The 18,325-nt window shown below is 74.5% G+C and carries 16 protein-coding genes and 1 pseudogene; 9 read left to right on the top strand and 8 right to left on the bottom strand.

Going from position 1 to position 18,325, the window contains the following annotated elements:
• Positions 1 to 163 precede the first annotated feature (163 nt).
• Both IF01_RS0140165 and IF01_RS0140160 read left to right on the top strand, forming a co-directional pair.
• On the top strand, positions 164 to 787 hold the full coding sequence (locus IF01_RS0140165) for a TetR/AcrR family transcriptional regulator (RefSeq protein ID WP_030398584.1): 624 nt from the start codon (positions 164 to 166) through the stop codon (positions 785 to 787).
• A gap of 144 nt (positions 788 to 931) precedes the next feature.
• On the top strand, positions 932 to 3,412 hold the full coding sequence (locus tag IF01_RS0140160; RefSeq protein WP_078880756.1) for a SpoIIE family protein phosphatase: 2,481 nt from the start codon (positions 932 to 934) through the stop codon (positions 3,410 to 3,412).
• A gap of 86 nt (positions 3,413 to 3,498) precedes the next feature.
• Here the strand turns inward: IF01_RS0140160 and IF01_RS0140155 are convergent, their stop codons facing one another.
• The 6 genes from IF01_RS0140155 to IF01_RS0140130 form a co-directional block, all read right to left on the bottom strand.
• Positions 3,499 to 5,085, bottom strand: coding sequence for an MFS transporter (locus IF01_RS0140155; RefSeq protein ID WP_078880755.1), 1,587 nt, complete (start codon positions 5,083 to 5,085; stop codon positions 3,499 to 3,501).
• A 96-nt stretch (positions 5,086 to 5,181) separates the two neighbouring features.
• On the bottom strand, positions 5,182 to 5,736 hold the full coding sequence (locus IF01_RS0140150) for a TetR/AcrR family transcriptional regulator (RefSeq protein ID WP_030398581.1): 555 nt from the start codon (positions 5,734 to 5,736) through the stop codon (positions 5,182 to 5,184).
• Between the two features lie 152 nt (positions 5,737 to 5,888).
• Positions 5,889 to 6,281 carry a cell division protein SepF gene (locus IF01_RS0140145; RefSeq protein WP_051740983.1) on the bottom strand — a complete coding sequence of 131 codons (393 nt, stop codon included), beginning with the start codon at positions 6,279 to 6,281 and terminating at the stop codon, positions 5,889 to 5,891.
• Positions 6,282 to 6,634: 353 nt separating this feature from the next.
• The gene (locus IF01_RS0140140; protein ID WP_244215789.1) at positions 6,635 to 7,438 is read right to left on the bottom strand and encodes a TVP38/TMEM64 family protein; all 804 of its coding nucleotides are present in this window, start codon (positions 7,436 to 7,438) and stop codon (positions 6,635 to 6,637) included.
• 117 nt (positions 7,439 to 7,555) lie between these two features.
• Positions 7,556 to 8,203, bottom strand: coding sequence for an RICIN domain-containing protein (locus IF01_RS51305; protein ID WP_051740985.1), 648 nt, complete (start codon positions 8,201 to 8,203; stop codon positions 7,556 to 7,558).
• 182 nt (positions 8,204 to 8,385) lie between these two features.
• Positions 8,386 to 9,711, bottom strand: a complete 1,326-nt coding sequence (locus IF01_RS0140130) for an MFS transporter (RefSeq protein WP_078880753.1) — start codon at positions 9,709 to 9,711, stop codon at positions 8,386 to 8,388.
• A 244-nt stretch (positions 9,712 to 9,955) separates the two neighbouring features.
• Here IF01_RS0140130 and IF01_RS0140125 point away from each other — a divergent pair, with 244 nt between their 5' ends.
• From IF01_RS0140125 to IF01_RS0140100, 6 genes are all read left to right on the top strand, one after another.
• Positions 9,956 to 11,164, top strand: coding sequence for an ROK family transcriptional regulator (locus IF01_RS0140125; protein WP_030398576.1), 1,209 nt, complete (start codon positions 9,956 to 9,958; stop codon positions 11,162 to 11,164).
• Between the two features lie 546 nt (positions 11,165 to 11,710).
• On the top strand, positions 11,711 to 12,127 hold the full coding sequence (locus IF01_RS0140120) for a TOBE domain-containing protein (RefSeq protein WP_030398575.1): 417 nt from the start codon (positions 11,711 to 11,713) through the stop codon (positions 12,125 to 12,127).
• Positions 12,128 to 12,151: 24 nt separating this feature from the next.
• Entirely contained in the window at positions 12,152 to 12,601 is a 450-nt protein-coding gene (locus tag IF01_RS0140115; RefSeq protein ID WP_030398574.1) for a hypothetical protein, read from the top strand.
• 112 nt (positions 12,602 to 12,713) lie between these two features.
• On the top strand, positions 12,714 to 13,427 hold the full coding sequence (locus tag IF01_RS0140110; RefSeq protein ID WP_030398573.1) for a glycerophosphodiester phosphodiesterase: 714 nt from the start codon (positions 12,714 to 12,716) through the stop codon (positions 13,425 to 13,427).
• On the top strand, positions 13,424 to 14,587 hold the full coding sequence (locus IF01_RS0140105) for a winged helix DNA-binding domain-containing protein (RefSeq protein ID WP_078880752.1): 1,164 nt from the start codon (positions 13,424 to 13,426) through the stop codon (positions 14,585 to 14,587). The genes IF01_RS0140110 and IF01_RS0140105 overlap by 4 nt, the downstream gene beginning before the upstream one ends.
• 269 nt (positions 14,588 to 14,856) lie before the next feature.
• Positions 14,857 to 16,017, top strand: coding sequence for an AI-2E family transporter (locus IF01_RS0140100; protein WP_078880751.1), 1,161 nt, complete (start codon positions 14,857 to 14,859; stop codon positions 16,015 to 16,017).
• Here the strand turns inward: IF01_RS0140100 and IF01_RS0140095 are convergent.
• Complete coding sequence (locus IF01_RS0140095) at positions 16,008 to 16,580, bottom strand: hypothetical protein (RefSeq protein WP_030398570.1); 573 nt, start codon at positions 16,578 to 16,580, stop codon at positions 16,008 to 16,010. The two genes, IF01_RS0140100 and IF01_RS0140095, sit on opposite strands and share 10 nt — an antisense overlap.
• Positions 16,581 to 16,712: 132 nt before the next feature.
• On the opposite strand from IF01_RS0140095, the gene IF01_RS0140090 reads away from it, so the two are divergent.
• Entirely contained in the window at positions 16,713 to 17,603 is an 891-nt protein-coding gene (locus IF01_RS0140090; protein WP_030398569.1) for a Vgb family protein, read from the top strand.
• Between the two features lie 57 nt (positions 17,604 to 17,660).
• Here IF01_RS0140090 and IF01_RS46510 read toward each other — a convergent pair.
• Positions 17,661 to 18,074, bottom strand: a pseudogene (locus IF01_RS46510) (helix-turn-helix domain-containing protein).
• Between the last annotated feature and the right edge of the window lie 251 nt (positions 18,075 to 18,325).

Below are 18,325 nucleotides of genomic sequence, written 5' to 3'. Positions count from 1 at the left end.
AATATGTGTATAAGAGACGGCCCCCCGCCCCTCCCTGCCCCCGCCTCCCTCCCTGCCCGCGCCTCCCTCCCGAGGAGACCCCCGGACCCCGCGTCACCCCGACCGCCGTCTGCGAGGATCGACCAGCCGCCCGCCCCCGCACGGACAGGAACCGCCGCCGCAGATGACCACCCACCCCGCCGCCGCGCGCACCCCCCAGCAGGACCGCAGCCGCGCCACCCGCGCCAGGCTGCTGGCGGCGGCGGTCGACTGCCTGGCCGAGCTCGGCTGGCACGGCTCCACCGTCGCCGTCGTCGCCGAGCGGGCCGGCGTCTCCCGCGGCGCCGCCCAGCACCACTTCCCCACCCGGGAGGACCTCTTCACCGCGGCCGTCGAACACGTCACCGCCGAACGCCTCGCCGCCGTCCGCGCCCACGCCGACACCCTCCCGCCCGCCGGACCCGCCCGCACCGAAGCCGTCGTCGGCATGATCGTCCGCCTCTACACCGGCCCGCTCTTCCGGGCCGCACTCCAGCTCTGGGTCGCCGCCGCCACCGAGGAACCCCTGCGCGAACGGATCATCCGACTCGAAGGACACGTCGGACGCGAGGCCCACCGCGCCGCCGTCGAGTTCCTCGGCGCCGACGAAACCCGACCCGGCGTGCGCGAAACCGTCCAGGCCACCCTCGACCTCGCCCGCGGACTCGGCCTCGCCAATCTGCTCACCGACGACAGCCTCCGACGATCCGGAGTGATCCGGCAGTGGGCGAGCCTTCTGGAGAGTACGCTGCGCCCGGTAGGCCCATGACGCCCGTACACCTGCCCGACCGGTAACCCTCACCAAGGGGTCGCCGGGCGGTCGATGTCCGTGCAGTCTGGAGAAGAACCCCGGCCGCACGGACCACGAGGGCCGCCCGGCCGGGCACGAGCCGAACCGGGGTGCTGCCTGATCATGCGGAGAGACGAGTGGGACGCGCCCGACGCGACCGACGCCGACGCCACCGGCCCCCGAACGGGCGCCGCCCCCGCACGCCTGGACGGCCACCGCCTCGTCCCCCTCGCCACCGCCCTGCTCCAGGACGACGGACTGATCCTGCACTGGAGCGAGGACGCCGAGGCACTGCTCGGCTGGACCGCCGACGAAGCCGTCGGCAGCCACGCCGCCCAGCTCCTCACCGACGACAGCGACCGCCCCGAAGTCCTCGAACTCTTCGCCCGGATCATGAGCGGAAAAGGCTGGACCGGCGTCTTCCCGGTCCGCCACCGCGACGGCCGCACCGTCGAGCTCGAATTCCGCACCTACCCGATCGCCGGCCCCGGCGGCACCCTGCTGCTGCTCGCCACCGCCTCCGACACCGCCGCCCTCCACCGCGTCGAAGCCGACCTCGCCGTACTCGACGGCATCTTCGGCCAGTCCCCGATCGGCATGGCCGTCTACGACACCGAACTGCGCTACGTCCGGCTCAACGAATCCCTGGCCCGGATGAACGGCGTACCCGTCGCCGCCCACCTCGGCCGCCGCATCAGCAGCGTCCTGCCCGGCATCAACAGCGCCGAAATAGAACACATCATGAAGCAGGTGCTCGCCACCGGCCGGCCCGTCGTCGACGCCCGCTCCCACGGCCGCGTCCCCGGCGACCCCCGCCGCGACCGCGCCTGGTCCGCCTCCTACTTCCGGCTCGAGGACTCCACCGGCCGCGTCTTCGGCGTCTGCTCCTCGATCATCGACGTCACCGAACGCTTCCAGGCCGAAGCCCGCGCCGCCCGCGCCCAGGAACGCCTCGCCACCATCGCCGAAGCCACCGCCCGCATCGGCACCACCCTCGACCTCCAGCGCACCGCCGAGGAACTGATCGAGGCCGTCGTCCCCAGATTCGCCGACTTCGCCACCGTCGACCTGCTCGAAACCGTACTCCGCGGCGCCGAACCCACCCCCATCCCCGAGGACCGCGGCGTCCAACTGCGCGCCGTCGCCGTCGGCGAATCCTACGAAACCGGGCTCGTCCACGCCGTCGACACCGTCGGCGAGGTCTCCGAGTACGCCCCCGAACGCAGCTACACCCAGTGCCTGCGCAGCGGCCGCCCCCTGCTGCGCTCCCGCGTCGACGAAGAAGTGCTCCGCGGCCTCGTCGCCAGCCCCGACCGCGTCGCCCCCGGACTCGCGGCCGGCATCCACTCCTACCTGATGCTCCCGGTCACCGCCCGCGGCATGGTCCTCGGCGGCGCCGAATTCATCCGGATGCGCAACCCCGAACCGTTCACCGCCTCCGACGTCGCCCTCGCCGAGGAACTCGTCGCCCGCACCGCCCTCGCCATCGACAACGCCCGCCTCTACCGGCGCGAACGCGAGACCGCGCTCACCCTCCAGCGCAGCCTGCTGCCCCAGGAGATCCACCGCACCCTCGGCCTCGAGATCGCCTACCGCTACCTGCCCTCCAGCGTCACCAGCGAGGTCGGCGGCGACTGGTTCGACGTCGTCCCGCTCTCCTGCGGCCGCGTCGCCCTGGTCGTCGGCGACGTCATGGGACACGGCATCAGGGCCGCCGCCACCATGGGACAGCTGCGCACCGTCGCCCGCACCCTGGCCACCCTCGACATGCCGCCCGAACAGGTACTCACCCGCCTGGACGAGACCGCCTCCGGCATCGGCGAAGGCCAGTTCGCCACCTGCATCTGCGCCGTCTACGACCCCCTGGAACGCACCCTCCAGATCGCCTCCGCCGGCCACCTGCCCCCCGTCTGGGTCGCCCCCGACGGCACCTCCCACCGCATCGAGACACCGCCCGGCGTACCGCTCGGCGTCGGCGGAGTGGCCTTCGAATCGATCCGGTTCGTCCTCCCCGAAGGCGGCATGGTCGCCCTCTACACCGACGGCCTGGTCGAACGGCGCGGCCAGGACCTCGACGAAGGCATCGACCTGCTCGCCCGCACCCTCTCCGGCCCCGGCCGCACCCTGGAGGAGAACTGCGACGCCGTGCTCGCCGCCCTCGTCAGCGGCGGCAGCGACGACGACATCGCCATGATCATGGCCCGGGTACTGCCCCTGCCCGCCGACCGGGTCGCCACCCTCCCGCTCACCGGCGACGGCCGCCTCCCCGGCAAGGCCCGCCGCTTCACCCGCGGCACCCTCGCCGACTGGGGCCTGTCCGCACTCGCCGACTACGCCGAACTCCTGGTCAGCGAACTCGTCACCAACGCCCTGCTGCACGCCGACGCCCCACGCCGACTGCGGCTCTTCCGCGACCGGGTACTCACCGTCGAGGTCGCCGACAGCGGCGGCCAGACACCCCAGCTGCGCCCCTTCGCCGAACAGGACGAGGGCGGTCGCGGGATGTTCCTGGTCAGCGAACTCGCCCAGCGCTGGGGCAGCCGCCTGACCAGGGACGGCAAGGTGGTCTGGGCCGAACTGGAACTCCCCTTCGGCGCCGGCTGAACCCGTCCCGCCGGGCGACGCACGAACGGCGCGGGCCGCCCCCGGAGGATCCGGGAGCGGCCCGCGCCGTGGGGCCGGGGCCGTCGTCAGTGCACCGGAGTCCGCTCCGGCTCCGGCTCCGCCGCCGCGCCCGAGGCCGGCTGCTCCGGGGTGCCCGCGGCGGTCCGGTCGTTCAGGCCCCGCAGCAGGCGCCAGGACAGCACCGCCGCGCCCAGCAGCATCGCGCCCGCCAGCATCCCGGCCACGTTGACGCCGTGGACGAAGGACGTCCGGGCGCTCTCCAGCAGCGGTCCGGCCAGGGTGTCCGGCAGCCCGTGGGCCGCCTCCACCGCGCCGCCCAGCGACTCGCCGGCCTGCGTGGCCACCGCCGGGTCCGCACCCGCCGGGACGACCAGCCGGCCCGCGTACAGGGCACCGACCACCGAGCCGACCAGGGCGATGCCGAGCGCGGTGCCCAGCTCGTACGCGGTCTCGGAGACCGCCGACGCGGCGCCGGACTTGTCGGCGGGCGCGGCCGTCAGCACCAGGTCGGCGCCGAGCGTGTAGACCACGCCCTCGGCGGTGCCGACCAGCAGGAACGCGGCGGCCAGCAGCAGATAGGTGGAGTCCTGCTGGATCCAGCCGAGCATCCCGATCCCGATGCCCATCACCAGCAGACCGGCGGTCAGCGCCGTCCGGGCCCCGGTGCGCCGCACCAGCCGGGCGGTCAGCAGACCGCCGACCACCGCGCCCGCGAAGGCGGGCAGCTCGGCCAGACCGGCCTTGAGCGGCGGGTAGCCGCGGACCAGCTGGAGGTACTGGGAGGTCACGAAGACCACGCCGGAGAGCCCGATCAGCGCGATCAGCGAGGCCAGCACGGCGGCCGTGAACCGGCGGTCGCGGAACAGCCGGACGTCCAGCAGCGGGGTGTCCAGCCGCAGCTGGCGCCGGACGAACACGGTCAGCGCGACCGCGCCCAGCACGGCGGTGACCGGCACGTCCCAGCGCAGCACGCCGTGCGCGGCCGCCTCCTTGATCGCGTAGACCACGCCGATCACACCGGCGAGCGAGAGCAGCACGCTCGCCACGTCCCAGCGGCCCGGGTTCGGGTCCTTGGACTCGGGCAGCAGCCAGGCGCCGAACACCAGCAGCAGCACCAGCACCGGGATGTTCAGCAGGAAGACCGAACCCCACCAGAAGTGCTCCAGCAGCACCCCGCCGACCACCGGGCCGAGCGCCGCGCCGGCCGTCGCGGCGGCGCCCCAGATACCGATCGCGGTGGCCCGCTCGCGGTCGTTCGGGAACAGGGTGCGGATCAGCGACAGGGTGGACGGCATGATCGTCGCCCCGGCCACGCCGAGCAGCGCGCGGGCCAGGATCAGCCAGCCGGCGGTGGGCGAGTACGCGGCGAGCAGCGAGGCGGCGCCGAACGCGGTGGCGCCGATCAGCAGCAGGCGCTTGCGGCCGATCCGGTCGCTGAGCGAGCCCATCGAGACCAGCAGTCCGGCGAGCACGAAGGAGTAGGCGTCGCCGATCCACAGCAGCTGGGTGCCGCTGGGGCGCAGGGTCTCGCTGATCGACGGTATGGCCAGGGAGAGGACGGTCGCGTCGACGGCGACCAGGGTGACGGCCAGGACGAGGACGGCGAGGCCGGTCCAGCGCTGGCGGGGCTGGAGGTGGACGGTGCTGCTCATGGGTATCGGTTCCGGTTCCGGTCCGGTGTGCGGCAGGTGGGGTCGAGCGTGAGGGCGAGCGTGATGAGGAGTGGGTGCGGACGTCGCGGGGTGGGATCAGCTCGGTCGTGGGGCGCGCAGGGCGCCGCCGAGGAAGAGCTCGGAGAGCGAGAAGACGGCGTCGCGCGGGGCCAGCCGGCCGTCCTGGATCGCCCAGCCGATTCCGGCGACCAGGTCGAAGAAGGCCTCGCTGAGCCAGGCGGCGGAGAGTTCGATCCGGAAGGTGCCCTGTTGCTGCCCGCGCAGGAAGAGCGCGTGCATCCGGGCGATCTGCGACTCCCAGAGCTCGTTGATCTCCTCGTCGTCGTAGAGGGTGCTCTCGCCGGTCAGGAAGGCGCAGAGGGAGGCGTCCGGGACCAGCGCCTCGACCAGGCGGCGCAGCGCGGCGTGCGCGTCGCCCTCGTCGACGGCGGCGCTGTCGAGCGCGGCGCCGAAGCGCTGGAGCCCGAGCAGGCCGACCTCGCGGATCAGCGCGTCCCGGCCCGGGAAGAGCCGGTGCAGGGTGGCGCGGCTGATGCCCGCGGCGCGGGCGATCTCGTCGAGGTGGGCGGTCGGACGGCGGGAGAGCACGCCGACGGCGGCTTCGAGAACGGAGTCACGGTCGGTGGCCATGGGACGAGTGTACTCCGAATGAGACGTGGATGTCTCAGAATTATTCTCGGTGCCTCATTCGAGTCGGGGTCGCCCGGTGTCCGGGCAGCAAAAAACCGGGGACGGCGAGTGCCGTCCCCGGTCCTGGGCGCCGCTGTGCGCGCGGCCGCCGGTCAGCTCTGGTTGTAGAAGCCGGTCTCGTCGAGCGGGCGGTCGATGACCATCACCTCGACGTCGGCGGGGGTCAGCAGGAAGACCCGCTTGGCGATCCGCTCGATTCCGCCACGGGTGCCGAAGATCAGACCGGAGGCGAAGTCGACCATGCGCTTGGCCTCCGCCTCCTCCATCTCGGTGAGGTCCATGACGACCGGGATGCTCGCCCGGATGTGCTCGCCGACGGTGCGGGCCGCCTCGAACCCGGTCGGCCGCAGGGAGACGATCTTCGTCGGGGCGGGGGAGGACGACACCGTCTCCTGCTCGACCCACTCGTCGTCGTACACCGCGGCCGGGTAGCTCCCGGAGGGCATCAGCCACCCGTTGTGGTGCTCGTCGCGAAGTGCTCCCATGCCGCGCCTCCCTGCCTCTGTTCCGTACAGGTCCCCCGGTGCGCGTGTCCTTTTGACACGTCATCCACTCGTCGGAACTGTCCGAGTATCGCACTGATCACCGGTGTCGTGCCCGCTCGCGCGGTCCGTACGAGTCGCGCCGCGCCGGGGCCCCGGGTGGACCCGGGCACCAGTTGCGACGCGGGAGAACGGCGTACGGTTGCGCGCGTAGACCATATCGGTCGCGGTCACCGCGCAATTGACCTTCTGTCAACAATGCGGGAACGATTTCACACGGGACCGACAACAACCCCGGGCGGCCGAGCGGATCCGATGTCCCGCGCGCCCGGCGTGCCGGCTCGGACGCCCGGCGCTCAGTCAGTGACCGTGCGCCGCCGCCGGGCAGCGGCCCGTCCGACCTGGACCAGGGTCGCCAGTCCGAGCAGCCCGAGCGCGCCGATCGAGAGCAGGAAGCCGGTCGACCCGGGCTCGCGCGCGGTGGCCGCCGCCGCGACGTAGACCGCGGTGACCGGGATCACCCCGAGCGCGGTCGCCCCGATGAACGAGCCGAACCGGACCCCGGAGACGGCGGCGCCGTAGTTGGCCGCCTGGAACGGCAGGCCGGGGAACAGCCGGAGCAGCAGGACGCTGCGGAAGCCCTGGTCGGTGAAGCGCCGGTCCAGCGCCACCAGCACCCGCCCGCGCAGCAGGCGCCGCAGCGCGTCCTGTCCCAGCCAGCGGGCGAGCCCGAAGGCGGCGGCCGCGCCGAGGGTGGTGCCCAGGACGGAGAGCAGCAGACCCTCCTGCAGTCCGAGCAGCAGGCCGGCGGCCGCGTTCAGGGCGGGCCGGGGGAAGAACGCCACCGTGCCCACCGCGTACACCGCGGCGAACAGGGGCCCGCGCCAGTACCAGGGCATCCCGTGGGAGAGTCCGCCGTCGAGCAGGGCGGTGGGGCTCCACAGCAGCAGCGAGCCGGCCGCCGCGCCGAGGATCGCCACCAGCAGGGCGAACCGGGGCCAGGGCGAACGGGCCGGGCTGTCGGCCGGGGCCGCGGTGCTGGTTGGGGACCCGGTGTCGACCGGAGCCGGTCCCTGCTCCGGGGCGGTTCCGTCGGCCGGGGCGGGTCCGACGGCCGGTGCGGGGCCGGGCGGCGGCGGGGAGGTCACGGGTGCGGGCACCGTTCGAGCGTAACGGGGCCGCCCGCCCGCCCGGGATGCGGGTACTCCCGGGCGGACAGGCGGACAGGCGGACAGGCGGACGGGCGGCCGACCGGTGGACCGGCGGGCCGGCCGGGCTCAGCCCCGGGCGGTGGGCACGGAGCCGTAGAACCACCACTGGTTGAGCCCGTAGGTCTGCGGCCACTGGATCACCGGGGTGCCGTCGGCCGGGGAGGCGCCCTGGACGTCCAGGTTGAGACCGCTGTTGACGTTGGTCAGGTTGTAGACGCCGGCGTGGTGGACCAGGGTCTGGGTCCACTTCTGGTTGGTCCCGCCGTTGCAGGGCCAGATGATCGCCTGCACGCCCCCGTCGGTGCTGAAGCGGGGGATGTCCAGGCACTTGCCGCTGGCCACACTGACCAGCTCGCCGGCCTCGGTCCAGTACCACTGCTGGTTGGTGCCGCCGTTGCAGGTCCACTGCTCGACGAGGGTGCCGGAGGCGGTGCTCTGCCCGGTGACGTCCAGGCACTTCTGGGTGTCGGAGGGGTTGGCGGTGATGACCGTCGTCGGAGCGGTGGCGGCGACGGGGGTGACGACGGCGGCGGTGCTGGCGGAGTCGCTCGGGCGGGCGGCGCCGGTGGGGTCGGCGGGGCCGGCAGGGCTGGTGGGGCCGCCGGGCCGGGAGGTGGGGGTCGCGGTGGCGGTGGCCGGCGCCGCGAGTGCGGCGGCGAGAGTGAGGGTGAGGGCGCCGGCGGCGAGCGCGGCGGCGGAGCGAGGGCGGGTCATGGGGTTCCCCTCGGTGGGTGGCTTCGAGAACGCGGTGCCGAGGTGACCGACGGCCGGCGGCTCGAAGAGGTTGTACACGATGTGACGAAAGGTTAGAAGCCCGTCGGGCGATCCGGCCTCGGGCGCGCGGAGGTCGGGCGCGCGGTGTGCGTGCCCGGCCGGCGAGCGGGTGGCCCCGGGGGTCAGTTCCCGGGGATGTTCGGACCGGAGCCCCGGCCGGCTGCCTCCCGCAGGGCCGGTTCGCCCACGACCGGCTTCCGTGCGTGCCCGCCGCCCGGTGCGGCGGCCGTCGCCGCGGCGTCCACCGGCGCGATGCCGCCCGGCCGACCGCCCTCGGCCCGGCGCAGCGCGCCCGCCCCCAGCAGCAGGGCGAAGGAGAGCGCGGTGACCACCCCGAAGGAGACGGTGAGCGAGGACGCCTGGGCCAGGCCGCCGACGATCGCGGGCGCGACCAGGCCCGAGGTGTAGGTGACGGTGGCGACCCCGGCGATGGCCTGGCTGGGGTTGTCGCCGATCCGGCCCGCCGCCGCGAAGGCCAGCGGGACGACCACGGCGACGCCGATCCCGATGAGCGCGAAGCCGGGGATCGCGACCGCGGGCCGGTCCGCGACGACCACCAGCAGGCCACCCGTCGTCGCGACGGCGCCGCTGAGCCGCGCCGCCCGCACGGCGCCCACCCGCTGGATCACCGCGTCGCCGGCCAGTCGGCCGACCGCCATGGTGAGCGCGAAGGCCGTGTACGCCGCGGCCGCCACGGTGGGCGAGGCGCCGGTGACGTCGCGCAGGTAGACACCGCTCCAGTCCATCGACGCGCCCTCGGCGAACACCGCGCAGAAGCCGACCAGCCCGATCACCAGCGAACTGCGCGGCGGAAGGGCGAACCGCGGCGGCTCCTCGGCCTGCTCGGGTGCGCGCAGATCGGGCAGGGCGGTGCAGACGGGCTGGGCGAGGGCCAGCAGCAGGACGGCCGCTACGGCGAGCTGAAGCCGCGGGTCGAAGGACTGGTGGGCCGCGAGGATGCCGATGCCGGAGGCCACCAGCCCGCCCGCGCTCCACATCCCGTGCAGGCCGGACATGATCGAGCGGCCGATCCGCTGCTCGATCTCCACGCCCTGGGCGTTCATCGCCACGTCGGACATGCCCGCCGTCGCCCCGTACGCCAGCAGGGCCAGGCAGAGCACCGGCAGCGAGGGTGCGAGGACGGGCAGGGCGACGCTCAGACAGCAGAGCGAGAGGAGAACGCGCACGGCGGCCCGTCCGCCCCAGCGGTGCACGAACCGGCCGGCCAGCGGCATCGCGAGGGACGAGCCGATCGCGGGCATCACCAGGGCCAGTCCGAGCTGGCCGGGGGAGAGGCCGAGGTGGTGCTGGATCCAGGGGATCCGGCTGACGAACGTGCCGCCGACGGCGCCGTGCACGGCGAAGACGAGGGCGACGGCGACGCGGGCCCGGCGGGCGGCCTCCGGTGTGCCCAGGGGTGCTGGTCCTGTGGTCGGGCTGGTGGTCATCCGGTTCTTCCCTCCCCACCGCGTGCCGCGGCGGTGCCCCGTGGGTGGTGGTTTCGATGGTCCTGCTGATCGCCGCCCTTGTCAGCGGGCGGGGGCGTCCCTGCGTCGTCCGTGCGGCGCTCCTGCGCCGTTCCTGCGGCGGCCGTGCCCGGCCGGTCGCTGGTCCGGAAGATGCGCCGGGCGACGGTTCGATAAATTATCAGGAAGGGACCCTGATAGAAAGACTCTGGAAGGATGTGCGGCCATGACCACCGCGCGCACGGCCACGCCGAGCACCGCCCGGGCGATCAACGACCGCCTGGCGCTCAATCTGCTGCTCGACCAAGGACCCCTCACGGCGACCGAGCTGCGCGAGCTCACCGGGCTCTCCCGGCCCACCGTCGCCGACCTGCTCGACCGGCTCGGCCGCAGCGGCCTGGTCGCCGTCGTCGGCGAACGCGGCGAGCAGCGGCGCGGCCCCAATGCCCGGCTCTACGCGCTGGTCGCCTCCCGCGCCCACCTGGCCGCCTTCGACGTCCGCTCCGGCGGGGTCTCCCTGGTCGTCGCCGACCTGGCAGGCCGGACCCTGGCCGCCGCCGACCTCGTGGTCGAGGACCCCGGCGCCGACGCCGTCGCCCACCGCGCCGCCGCCGACCGGATCGTCCGCACCCTGCTCGACACCGCCCGCCGGGCCGAGGTCCCGCACCTGCACACCGTCGCCGTCGGCGCCCCCGGCCTGGTCGACCCCGCCACCGGCCGGCTCCAGTCCACCGGCGAGCTGCCCGCCTGGCACGCCGAGCTCCTCGCCGCCCTGCGCGAGCTGCCCGGCACCGAGGTGATCCTGGAGAACGAGGTCAACCTCGCCGGGCGGGCCGAGTACCGGACCGGCGCGGCCCAGGGGCGGGACGACTTCGTCCTCGTCTGGCTCGGCCACAGCGTCGGCGCCGCCGTCGTCCTGGACGGCAAGCTGCGCCGGGGCATCGGCGGCGGCGCCGGCGAGATCTGCTTCCTGCCCGTGCCCGGCACCACGGCGCTGCCCACCGCGACCGGCTGCGAGGGCGGCTTCCACGGCTTGGTCGGCAGTGCCGCCGTCTGTGCGCTGGCCCGCGCCCACGGCCTGCCCGCCGACCCGGCCGACGACGCGGCCGCCGCCGAGGCCGTTGTCCGCGCCGCCCTCGACGCGCTCGGCGACGGACGGCCCGGCGGGCCCTTCCTGGACGAACTGGCCGAGCGGATCGCGCTCGGCACCTCGGCGATCTGCGTCGTCCTCGACCCCGGCTGCGTCGTCCTCGGCGGCGAGGTCGGCCGGGCCGGCGGCGCCGAGCTCGCCTCCCGGGTGGAACGGCGGCTGGCCGGTCTCTCCCCGGTGCGCACCGAGGTCCGGGCGGGCGAGGCGGGCGGCGGCGCGATCCTCGGCGGCGCGGTCCTCACCGCCGGCGACGCCGTCCGGCGCGACCTCTTCGGCGAGCCGTAGGGCGGTGACGGGGTGGGTCGGCTCGGTCCGGGTCGGGTCGGGCGGGGTCGGCTCGGGTTGACGAAACTTTGCAAAGTGCTTCCGGGGCCGGGCGGCGGGGCACATTGCAAAGTGCCCCGCCGCTGGGTCGACGGGACTTTGCAAAGTGCATCCGGGCCGGGTCGGCGGAGCTGGCAAAGTGCCGCTGAGCTGGGCTGATGTGACTTTGCAAAGTGTTTTCAACTGAGGTTGACGGGACTTTGCAAAGTGGCTCGGGGGACGGAGCCGGAGGGCGACAAGGGCGAGGAGAGCGCGAGCCGAGGGCAAGGCGAGGGCAAGGCGAGGGCAGGGCGAGGGCGAGGGCGAGCGTGGAGAGCCCGCGATGCGAGCGCGCGGCGGGGCCGGGGCGGGGCCGGGCTTCACGGGGTGGGCGTCCGGTGCGGCAGGATGGGCGGCGGGCCCGGGGCCGTCCGACGGACGGTCGGCCCGACCAGTGGCCCGCCCTCGGTCCGCCCGTCGGGCCGCGCGCCCGCCGGACCGTCCGAACCACCGTCAGGAGTCGCAACCATGGGCCACCCAGGGGCACCGGCCAACCCGTACCGGATCGGCGAGGCCGCCGCGCTGCTCGGCGTGAGCGCCGACACCATGCGCCGCTGGGTGGACGCCGGCCGGGTCGTCGCCGAGCGCGACGAGCACGGCCACCGGATCATCGCGGGCGCCCGACTGGCCGCGTTCGCGCGTGAGCTGGCCCGCCCGGAGACCGCCGCGGCCGAGGGCCGTCCCTCCTCGGCCCGCAACCGCTTCCCCGGCATCGTCACCGCCGTGGTGCTGGGCGACGTCGCCGCCCAGGTGGAGATCCAGGCCGGGCCGTTCCGGGTGGTGTCGCTGATCAGCCGGGAGTCGGCGGAGGAACTGGAGCTGGTGCCCGGGGCACCCGCGACTGCAGTCATCAAATCGACCAATGTGATGATCGAACGACGCTGAGCCCGCCGAGGAGAGGACCGCCCGATGCCCCACCCACCGCTGCCGTCCACCCAGAGCGCCGTCCTCGCGATCGAGGCGACGGCCGCCCGGCACGGCCGCGAGGTGAGCACCGGTCACGACATCGGCCGCGACCGGACCTTCGCCGGACTGGTCGGCGCCGACGGCGCGGGCGCGGACGAACTCGCCGCGATACCGCACGAGGCGCTGGTCGAGATCGCCGGTCCGCCCGAGGTCACCGTGCGGCTGTTCGTCCACGACGAGGCCCTGGTCACCGTCGACGGCGTCGCGTTCGACGTCCCGCGCGACAGCGTCCCGGCCTTCCTGAACTCCCTCTGGACCGGGCTGGTCCACGTGCGGCAGCGGATGTTCCCGCCCTCCTGCACCATGATCGTCACCGTGCCCGGCGAGCCGAGCTACCGTGAGGCCGTCACCCTGCTCGACCTGACGCCCTGGCTGGCGGGACGGATCCGCTGAACCGACCGACCGCCTGGTGACCCGACTGCCTGGTGACCCGACCGCCTGGTGACCCGACTGCCTGGTGAACCGACCGACGACCGGACCTGTGAACGGATCGATGAACGGACCGATGACCGCCTCCGCCACCCGCCGCCCCGTGCTCGCCGTCGCCCACCGCGGCGACCCCTACCGCTACCGCGAGAACACCCTCCCCTCCGTCGAGTCCGCGTTCGCCGCCGGCGCCGACGCCGTCGAGGTGGACGTCCGGCTGACCCGCGACCGGGTCCCGGTCCTGCTGCACGACGAGACCCTCGAACGGCTCTGGGACGACCCGCGCCCCCTCTCCCGGCTCACCGCCGAGCAACTCGACGGGATCGGCGGCGGCCGGTACCGCGTCCCCACCCTCGCCGAGGCGCTCAAGACCGCCGCCGCAACCCCCGGCGGCCGGCTGCTCGTCGACCTCGACGACGCCGGCCCGGTCGCCGCCACCTGGGAGGTGATCACCGGCCTCGGCGCCGAGCGGCGGGTGGGCTTCTGCGGCCCGGCCACCGCCATGCTGGCCGTCCGGGCCGTGGCCCCCGAGGCCGAGATCGCCCTCACCTGGAAGCAGCCCCGGCTGCCCGCCCGCGCCCTGCTCGACGATCTGCGCCCGCGCTGGATCAACCCGCCGTTCGGCCTCGCCACCCCCGAGTTCACCGCCGCCGCGCACCGGGCCGGACTGGAGGTCTCCACCTGGACCGCCGACCTGCGCCGCACCATGCGCAAGCTGGGCGCGGCCGGCGTCGACTCGATCACCAGCAACCGGATCGCCCTGCTGCGCGCCGTCCTGGACGGCCGCCGATGAGCCCGTCGAGCACGGGCGCGCAGGCCGACGGCGGGGCGGCCGACGGCGCAGCGGCCGAGGGCGGAGTGCTGGGGCGGCGGGCGCTCGGACGGGCGCTGCTGGCCCGCCAGCACCTGCTGGAGCGGACCACCGCCACCCCGATCGCCATGATCGAACACCTCGGCGGCCTCCAGGCCCAGGCCGCCCCGCAGCCGCCCTACCTCGGCCTGCTCTCCCGCCTCGACGGTTTCACTCCCGAGGCGCTCACCGAGCTGATCGAGAGCCGCCGGGTGGTGCGGACCGCCCTCCAGCGCGGCACCATCCACCTGGTCACCGCCGAGGACTGCCTGACCCTGCGTCCGCTGCTGCAGCCGGTGCTCGACAAGGGCCTGCGCGCCGCTTTCGGCAAACGGCTGGTCGGCGTCGACCTGGACGCGCTCGCCGCCGAGGCCCGCGCCCTGGTCGAGAAGGAACCGCGCACCTTCCAGCTGCTCGGCACCGAACTCGCCGCCACCCGCCCCGACCGCGACCCGGCCGCGCTCGCCCAGGCCGCCCGGGCCCTGCTCCCGCTGGTGCAGGTCCCGCCGCGCGGGCTCTGGGGCCGCGGCGGACCCGCCGCCCACACCACCGCCGAGGCCTGGCTGGGCCGGTCGCTCGACCCGGAGCCCTCGCTCGACGACCTCGCCCTGCGCTACCTCGCCGCCTTCGGCCCGGCCACCGCCGCCGACCTGCAGAAATGGTGCGGCCTCAGCGGCCTTGGCCCGGTCCTGAAGCGGCTCGCGCCCCGCCTGGTCACCTTCCGCGACGAACACGGCCGGCTGCTCCACGACCTGCCCGAGGCGCCCCGGCCGGACCCGGACACCCCGGCCCCGGTGCGGCTGCTCGCGCCGTTCGACAACCTGCTGCTGTCGCACGCCGACCGCACCCGGGTACTGCCCGAGGAGTACCGGCCCCGGGTGATGACCCAGAACGGCCTGGTGCTCGGCACCCTGCTGGTGGACGGCCTGGTCGCCGGCAGCTGGCGGCTGGACGAGGAGCGCTCCGGCGCCCACTCGCTGACGGTCCGCCCGTTCGGCCCGCCGCTGGACCCCTCCGACCGGCGCGCCGCCCTGGCCGAGGCCGAACGGGTGCTCGCCTTCGCGGGCGGCGACGGCGAGGTCCGCTTCGAGTTCGCCGAATAGCGCGCGGCAGCGCGAGGCACCACGAGGCAGCGCCGGGTGGCGCCGACCAGCGCTGGCGTCCGGTCCCCGGACGGCCGTTCGCGCCGGGGTGACCCATTGGGGTGGTTCGACGGCGAGTGCTCTGTACCCGCACCGGAGGGCTGGCTTCAATCGGTCCAGCCCCCGGGCGGCGGCCGCACAGCGCGCGTTCGATCTGATCATCTGTTGGGATGGGGCTCACCTGCACCGATCGCCCGACGGGGGCGGAAGGCGGATGACGGGAGGAACGGATGCCGGGCGAGAACCCACCCGAGCCGCGGCCGGTCGACCACCGCCGCCCCTACCTCATGCTGCCGCCCCCGCTCCGGGCGGCCGCCGCCTGGTCCGCGGGGGTCGTACTGCTCATCACCGTCGCCTCGCTGGTCGTCTTCGCCCTGGTCGAGCTGCGGGCCGCGACCGTGCCGGTCATCCTGGCGCTGCTCGGCACCTCGCTGCTCTACCCGGTGATGCCGTGGATGGTCCGGCGCGGGTTCAGCCGCTCGGTCGCCGCCGGGCTCACCTGCGCCGTGCTGGTCGCCGCCGTCGGCGGGGTGATCGCCCTGCTCGTCAACTCACTGGTGCACAGTGCCCCGCAGATCGCCCACGCCCTCCCGGAGGCGGGCAACCGGATCGCCGACTGGCTCGGACCCGTCGGCGAGAAGATCCGGCACGCGCTGGCCGACGCCCAGGGCGAGACCAATTCGCTCGTCTCGACCGTCACCGACGGCGTGCTCTCCGGCCTGGGCCTGGCCACCCAGATCGCCACCGGCGGCGTGCTGGCCCTCGCCCTGGTCTTCTTCTTCCTCCGGGACGGCCACCGCACCGGCGAGGTCGTCCGCTCGTACCTGCCCGCCCGGAGCGCGGAGACCGTCGTCCAGTGCACCGAGCGGGCCTTCGACGCGATGGCCGGCTTCATGCGCGGCACCACCCTGATCGCCCTGATCGACGCGCTCTTCATCACCGTCGGCCTGCTCGTCCTCGGGGTCCCCGGTGCGCCCGGGCTCGGCGCCCTGGTCTTCATGGGCGCCTACATCCCGTTCGTCGGGGCCTTCCTCTCCGGCGCCGTCGCCGTCCTGGTCGCCCTCGCCGACGGTGGCCTCGGCACGGCCCTGTGGGCGCTCGGCATCGTTGTCGCCGTCCAGGCCGTCGAGGGCAACGTCCTCCAGCCGCTGATCCAGAGCCGCACGGTGGAACTCCACCCGGGCACCATCATGGTCGCGGTGGTGGCGGGCGCGGGGATCGCCGGCATCATCGGCGCCCTGCTGGCCGTGCCGATCTGCGCCGCCGGGCTCGGTGTCGTCTCCGTGCTGCGCGGCGATCCCGGGCGGGGCCGTCGCGGCGACCGGGACGGCGGGGCCGCCGCGGCAGGTCCGACGGCGGCCGCCCCGGTCGCCGGGGGGCGTCAGGAGTAGCGCAGCGGGCGGCCGCGCCGCAGTGTGTACTCGGCGGCGCGCAGGAACAGCGCGGCGTGGAAGGCGATGTCCAGGTCCTCCGTCCAGGGGCCCGGGGAGGTGGCGGCCGCGGCGGCCGCGTGCTCCTCGAACCAGCAGTTGATCTCCAGGTTGTCGCAGTGCTCGGGTATGCCGGGCGGCAGCGCGAGCAGCTCGGCCAGCCGCCGGGCGGCGGCGAGCACCCGGTGCGCGTCGCCGACCGCCGTCATGTCGTTGTAGGAGCACTCCACCGGCAGCAGCACCGGCGCCTCCAGCTCCACCGGGAGCAGCACGTCCCAGCCGAGCAGGGCCTCCACCGTGCCGTCGCCCAGCTCGCGGCAGAACGCCTCGAAGCCGCTGATCGGCCGGTTCAGCTTCGTCTCGAAGTGCTGCCCGGAGCCGGCCCGGAACTCCGTCGCGGGCGGGCAGACGAACGGCGGCAGCCCCCGCCCGGTCAGGACCGCGTCGAGCTCCCGGGCGACCGGCCCGAGGACTTCCTCGTCGAGCCAGTCGTCGGCCTCGACACTCACCAGATAGATGCCCATGCCGAGGACGCTAGGCCACCCCACTGACAATCGGCGGCGAGCGGTGGTTTGCCCCCGGCGGGGCGGTTGGGGGAGAGTGCTTCGCGCACGGTTTTGTTGTCGAAGTGTCAAGAGACAGGGGTGGGGCGACCGATGACGATCGAACGGGTCGTGGTGTCGGACGGTGCGGCCGGGCCGTACGGGGTGGCGGTCGGGGCCGACGGCGCGGTGTGGTTCACCCTGGTGCACGCCGGGGAGATCGGGCGGCTGGCGGCGGACGGGAAGGTGACCCGCCATCCGCTCGACTCGCCGGACTGCGGACCCGCGGTGATCGCGGCGGGGCCGGACGGCGCCCTCTGGTTCACCCGGATGCGGGACCACCGGATCGGCCGGATCACCGTGGACGGCGAGGCGGTCTCCTTCCCGCTGCCCACCGCGGACTGCGGACCGTACGGCCTGGCGGCCGGCCCCGACGGCGCGCTGTGGTTCACCGAGATGAACGCCGACCGGATCGGGCGGATCACGGTGGACGGCGAGGTCACCGAGTACCCGCTGCCGGCTACCGGCGGCTTCCCCTCGATGATCGCCGCCGGGTCGGACGGCGCACTCTGGTTCACCCTCAACCAGGGCAACGCGATCGGCCGGATCACGGTCGACGGCGAGACCGCCCTGTACCCGCTGCCGACCCAGGGCGCGGCCCCGGTCGGCATCACGGCGGGCCCGGACGGCGCGCTCTGGTTCGTCGAGATCGGCGCCGGCCAGGTGGGCCGGATCACCGTGGACGGCGAGGTGACGGAGTACCCGCTGCCCGACCGCGAGGCCCGCCCGCACGCCGTCACCGCGGGCCCGGACGGCCGGCTCTGGTTCACCGAGTGGGCCGCCGGCCGGATCGGCTCCCTCACGCCCGACGGTGCCTACGCCGGGTACGAGCTCGACGGCGGCGAGGGTGGCGCGGCCCCCGAGCCGCACGGCCTCGCCGTCACCCCGGACGGCACCGTGCACGTCGCCCTGGAACTCGGCGCGATCGCCCGGCTCGTCGGCTGAAGCTTGTTGCAGAAGTCCGGGTGCGGGCAGGTCAGTGTGTGGTCTGACCTGCTGGTTTCATGTGGTTCGGGCGAGCTTGTGCATGTGGGCGACGGCCTGCACCGCGTGGTGCAGGCCGTCGCCCTTCTGTCGGCAGTCCGGAGGATCTTCCAGTTCCTCATACGGGCGAAGCTGTGCTCGACGCGGGCGCGTACGCGTCGGTGTTCGGCGTTGTCCTCCCGCTCCACGCCCGGGGGCGGGCGTGGAGCGGCCTGAAGTGCCAGGAGCGGGCCGAGGCGCTGGACGACGCGGCGGACCGTGGCCGTCGAGATCCTGAACAGCGGCGCGAGCCGGCGCATCGTGGGTTGGTCCGGTAGTACACGGCCACCAGCAGGACCGGTCGGGCCGTGGCAGGCACCACGGCCTGCCGCCGCCCGACCCCTTGCCGCCGCGCTCGCGCACCGCCCGCACCAGGCCCTCGAACTGCCGCATCCACAGCCCTGTGAACGTCTCCACCCAGACCGGCTCAGCCCGGAGCACCCCACCCGTACCGGAGAAATGCCCAGTCCCGGACCTTCCGGACCAAGCTGTGGAGCCTGTCTCCTTGGCGGGGCCGGTGCGGCGGTTAATGGGTTGCGGGGTTGCCGGGCGGGGGTGTCGGATCCCGGGCATGACAATTGTGCTGGGGACGCCGGCCGTGGCCGGGGTGCGCGAGGCCATGGGCGCGCTGCGGGAGTGGCAGT

The organism is Kitasatospora purpeofusca, from assembly GCF_000718025.1.
GTDB lineage: Bacteria > Actinomycetota > Actinomycetes > Streptomycetales > Streptomycetaceae > Kitasatospora > Kitasatospora purpeofusca.
The sequence above is the reverse complement of the archived record's forward strand: the minus strand, read 5'-3'. Positions and strand labels throughout refer to the sequence as shown.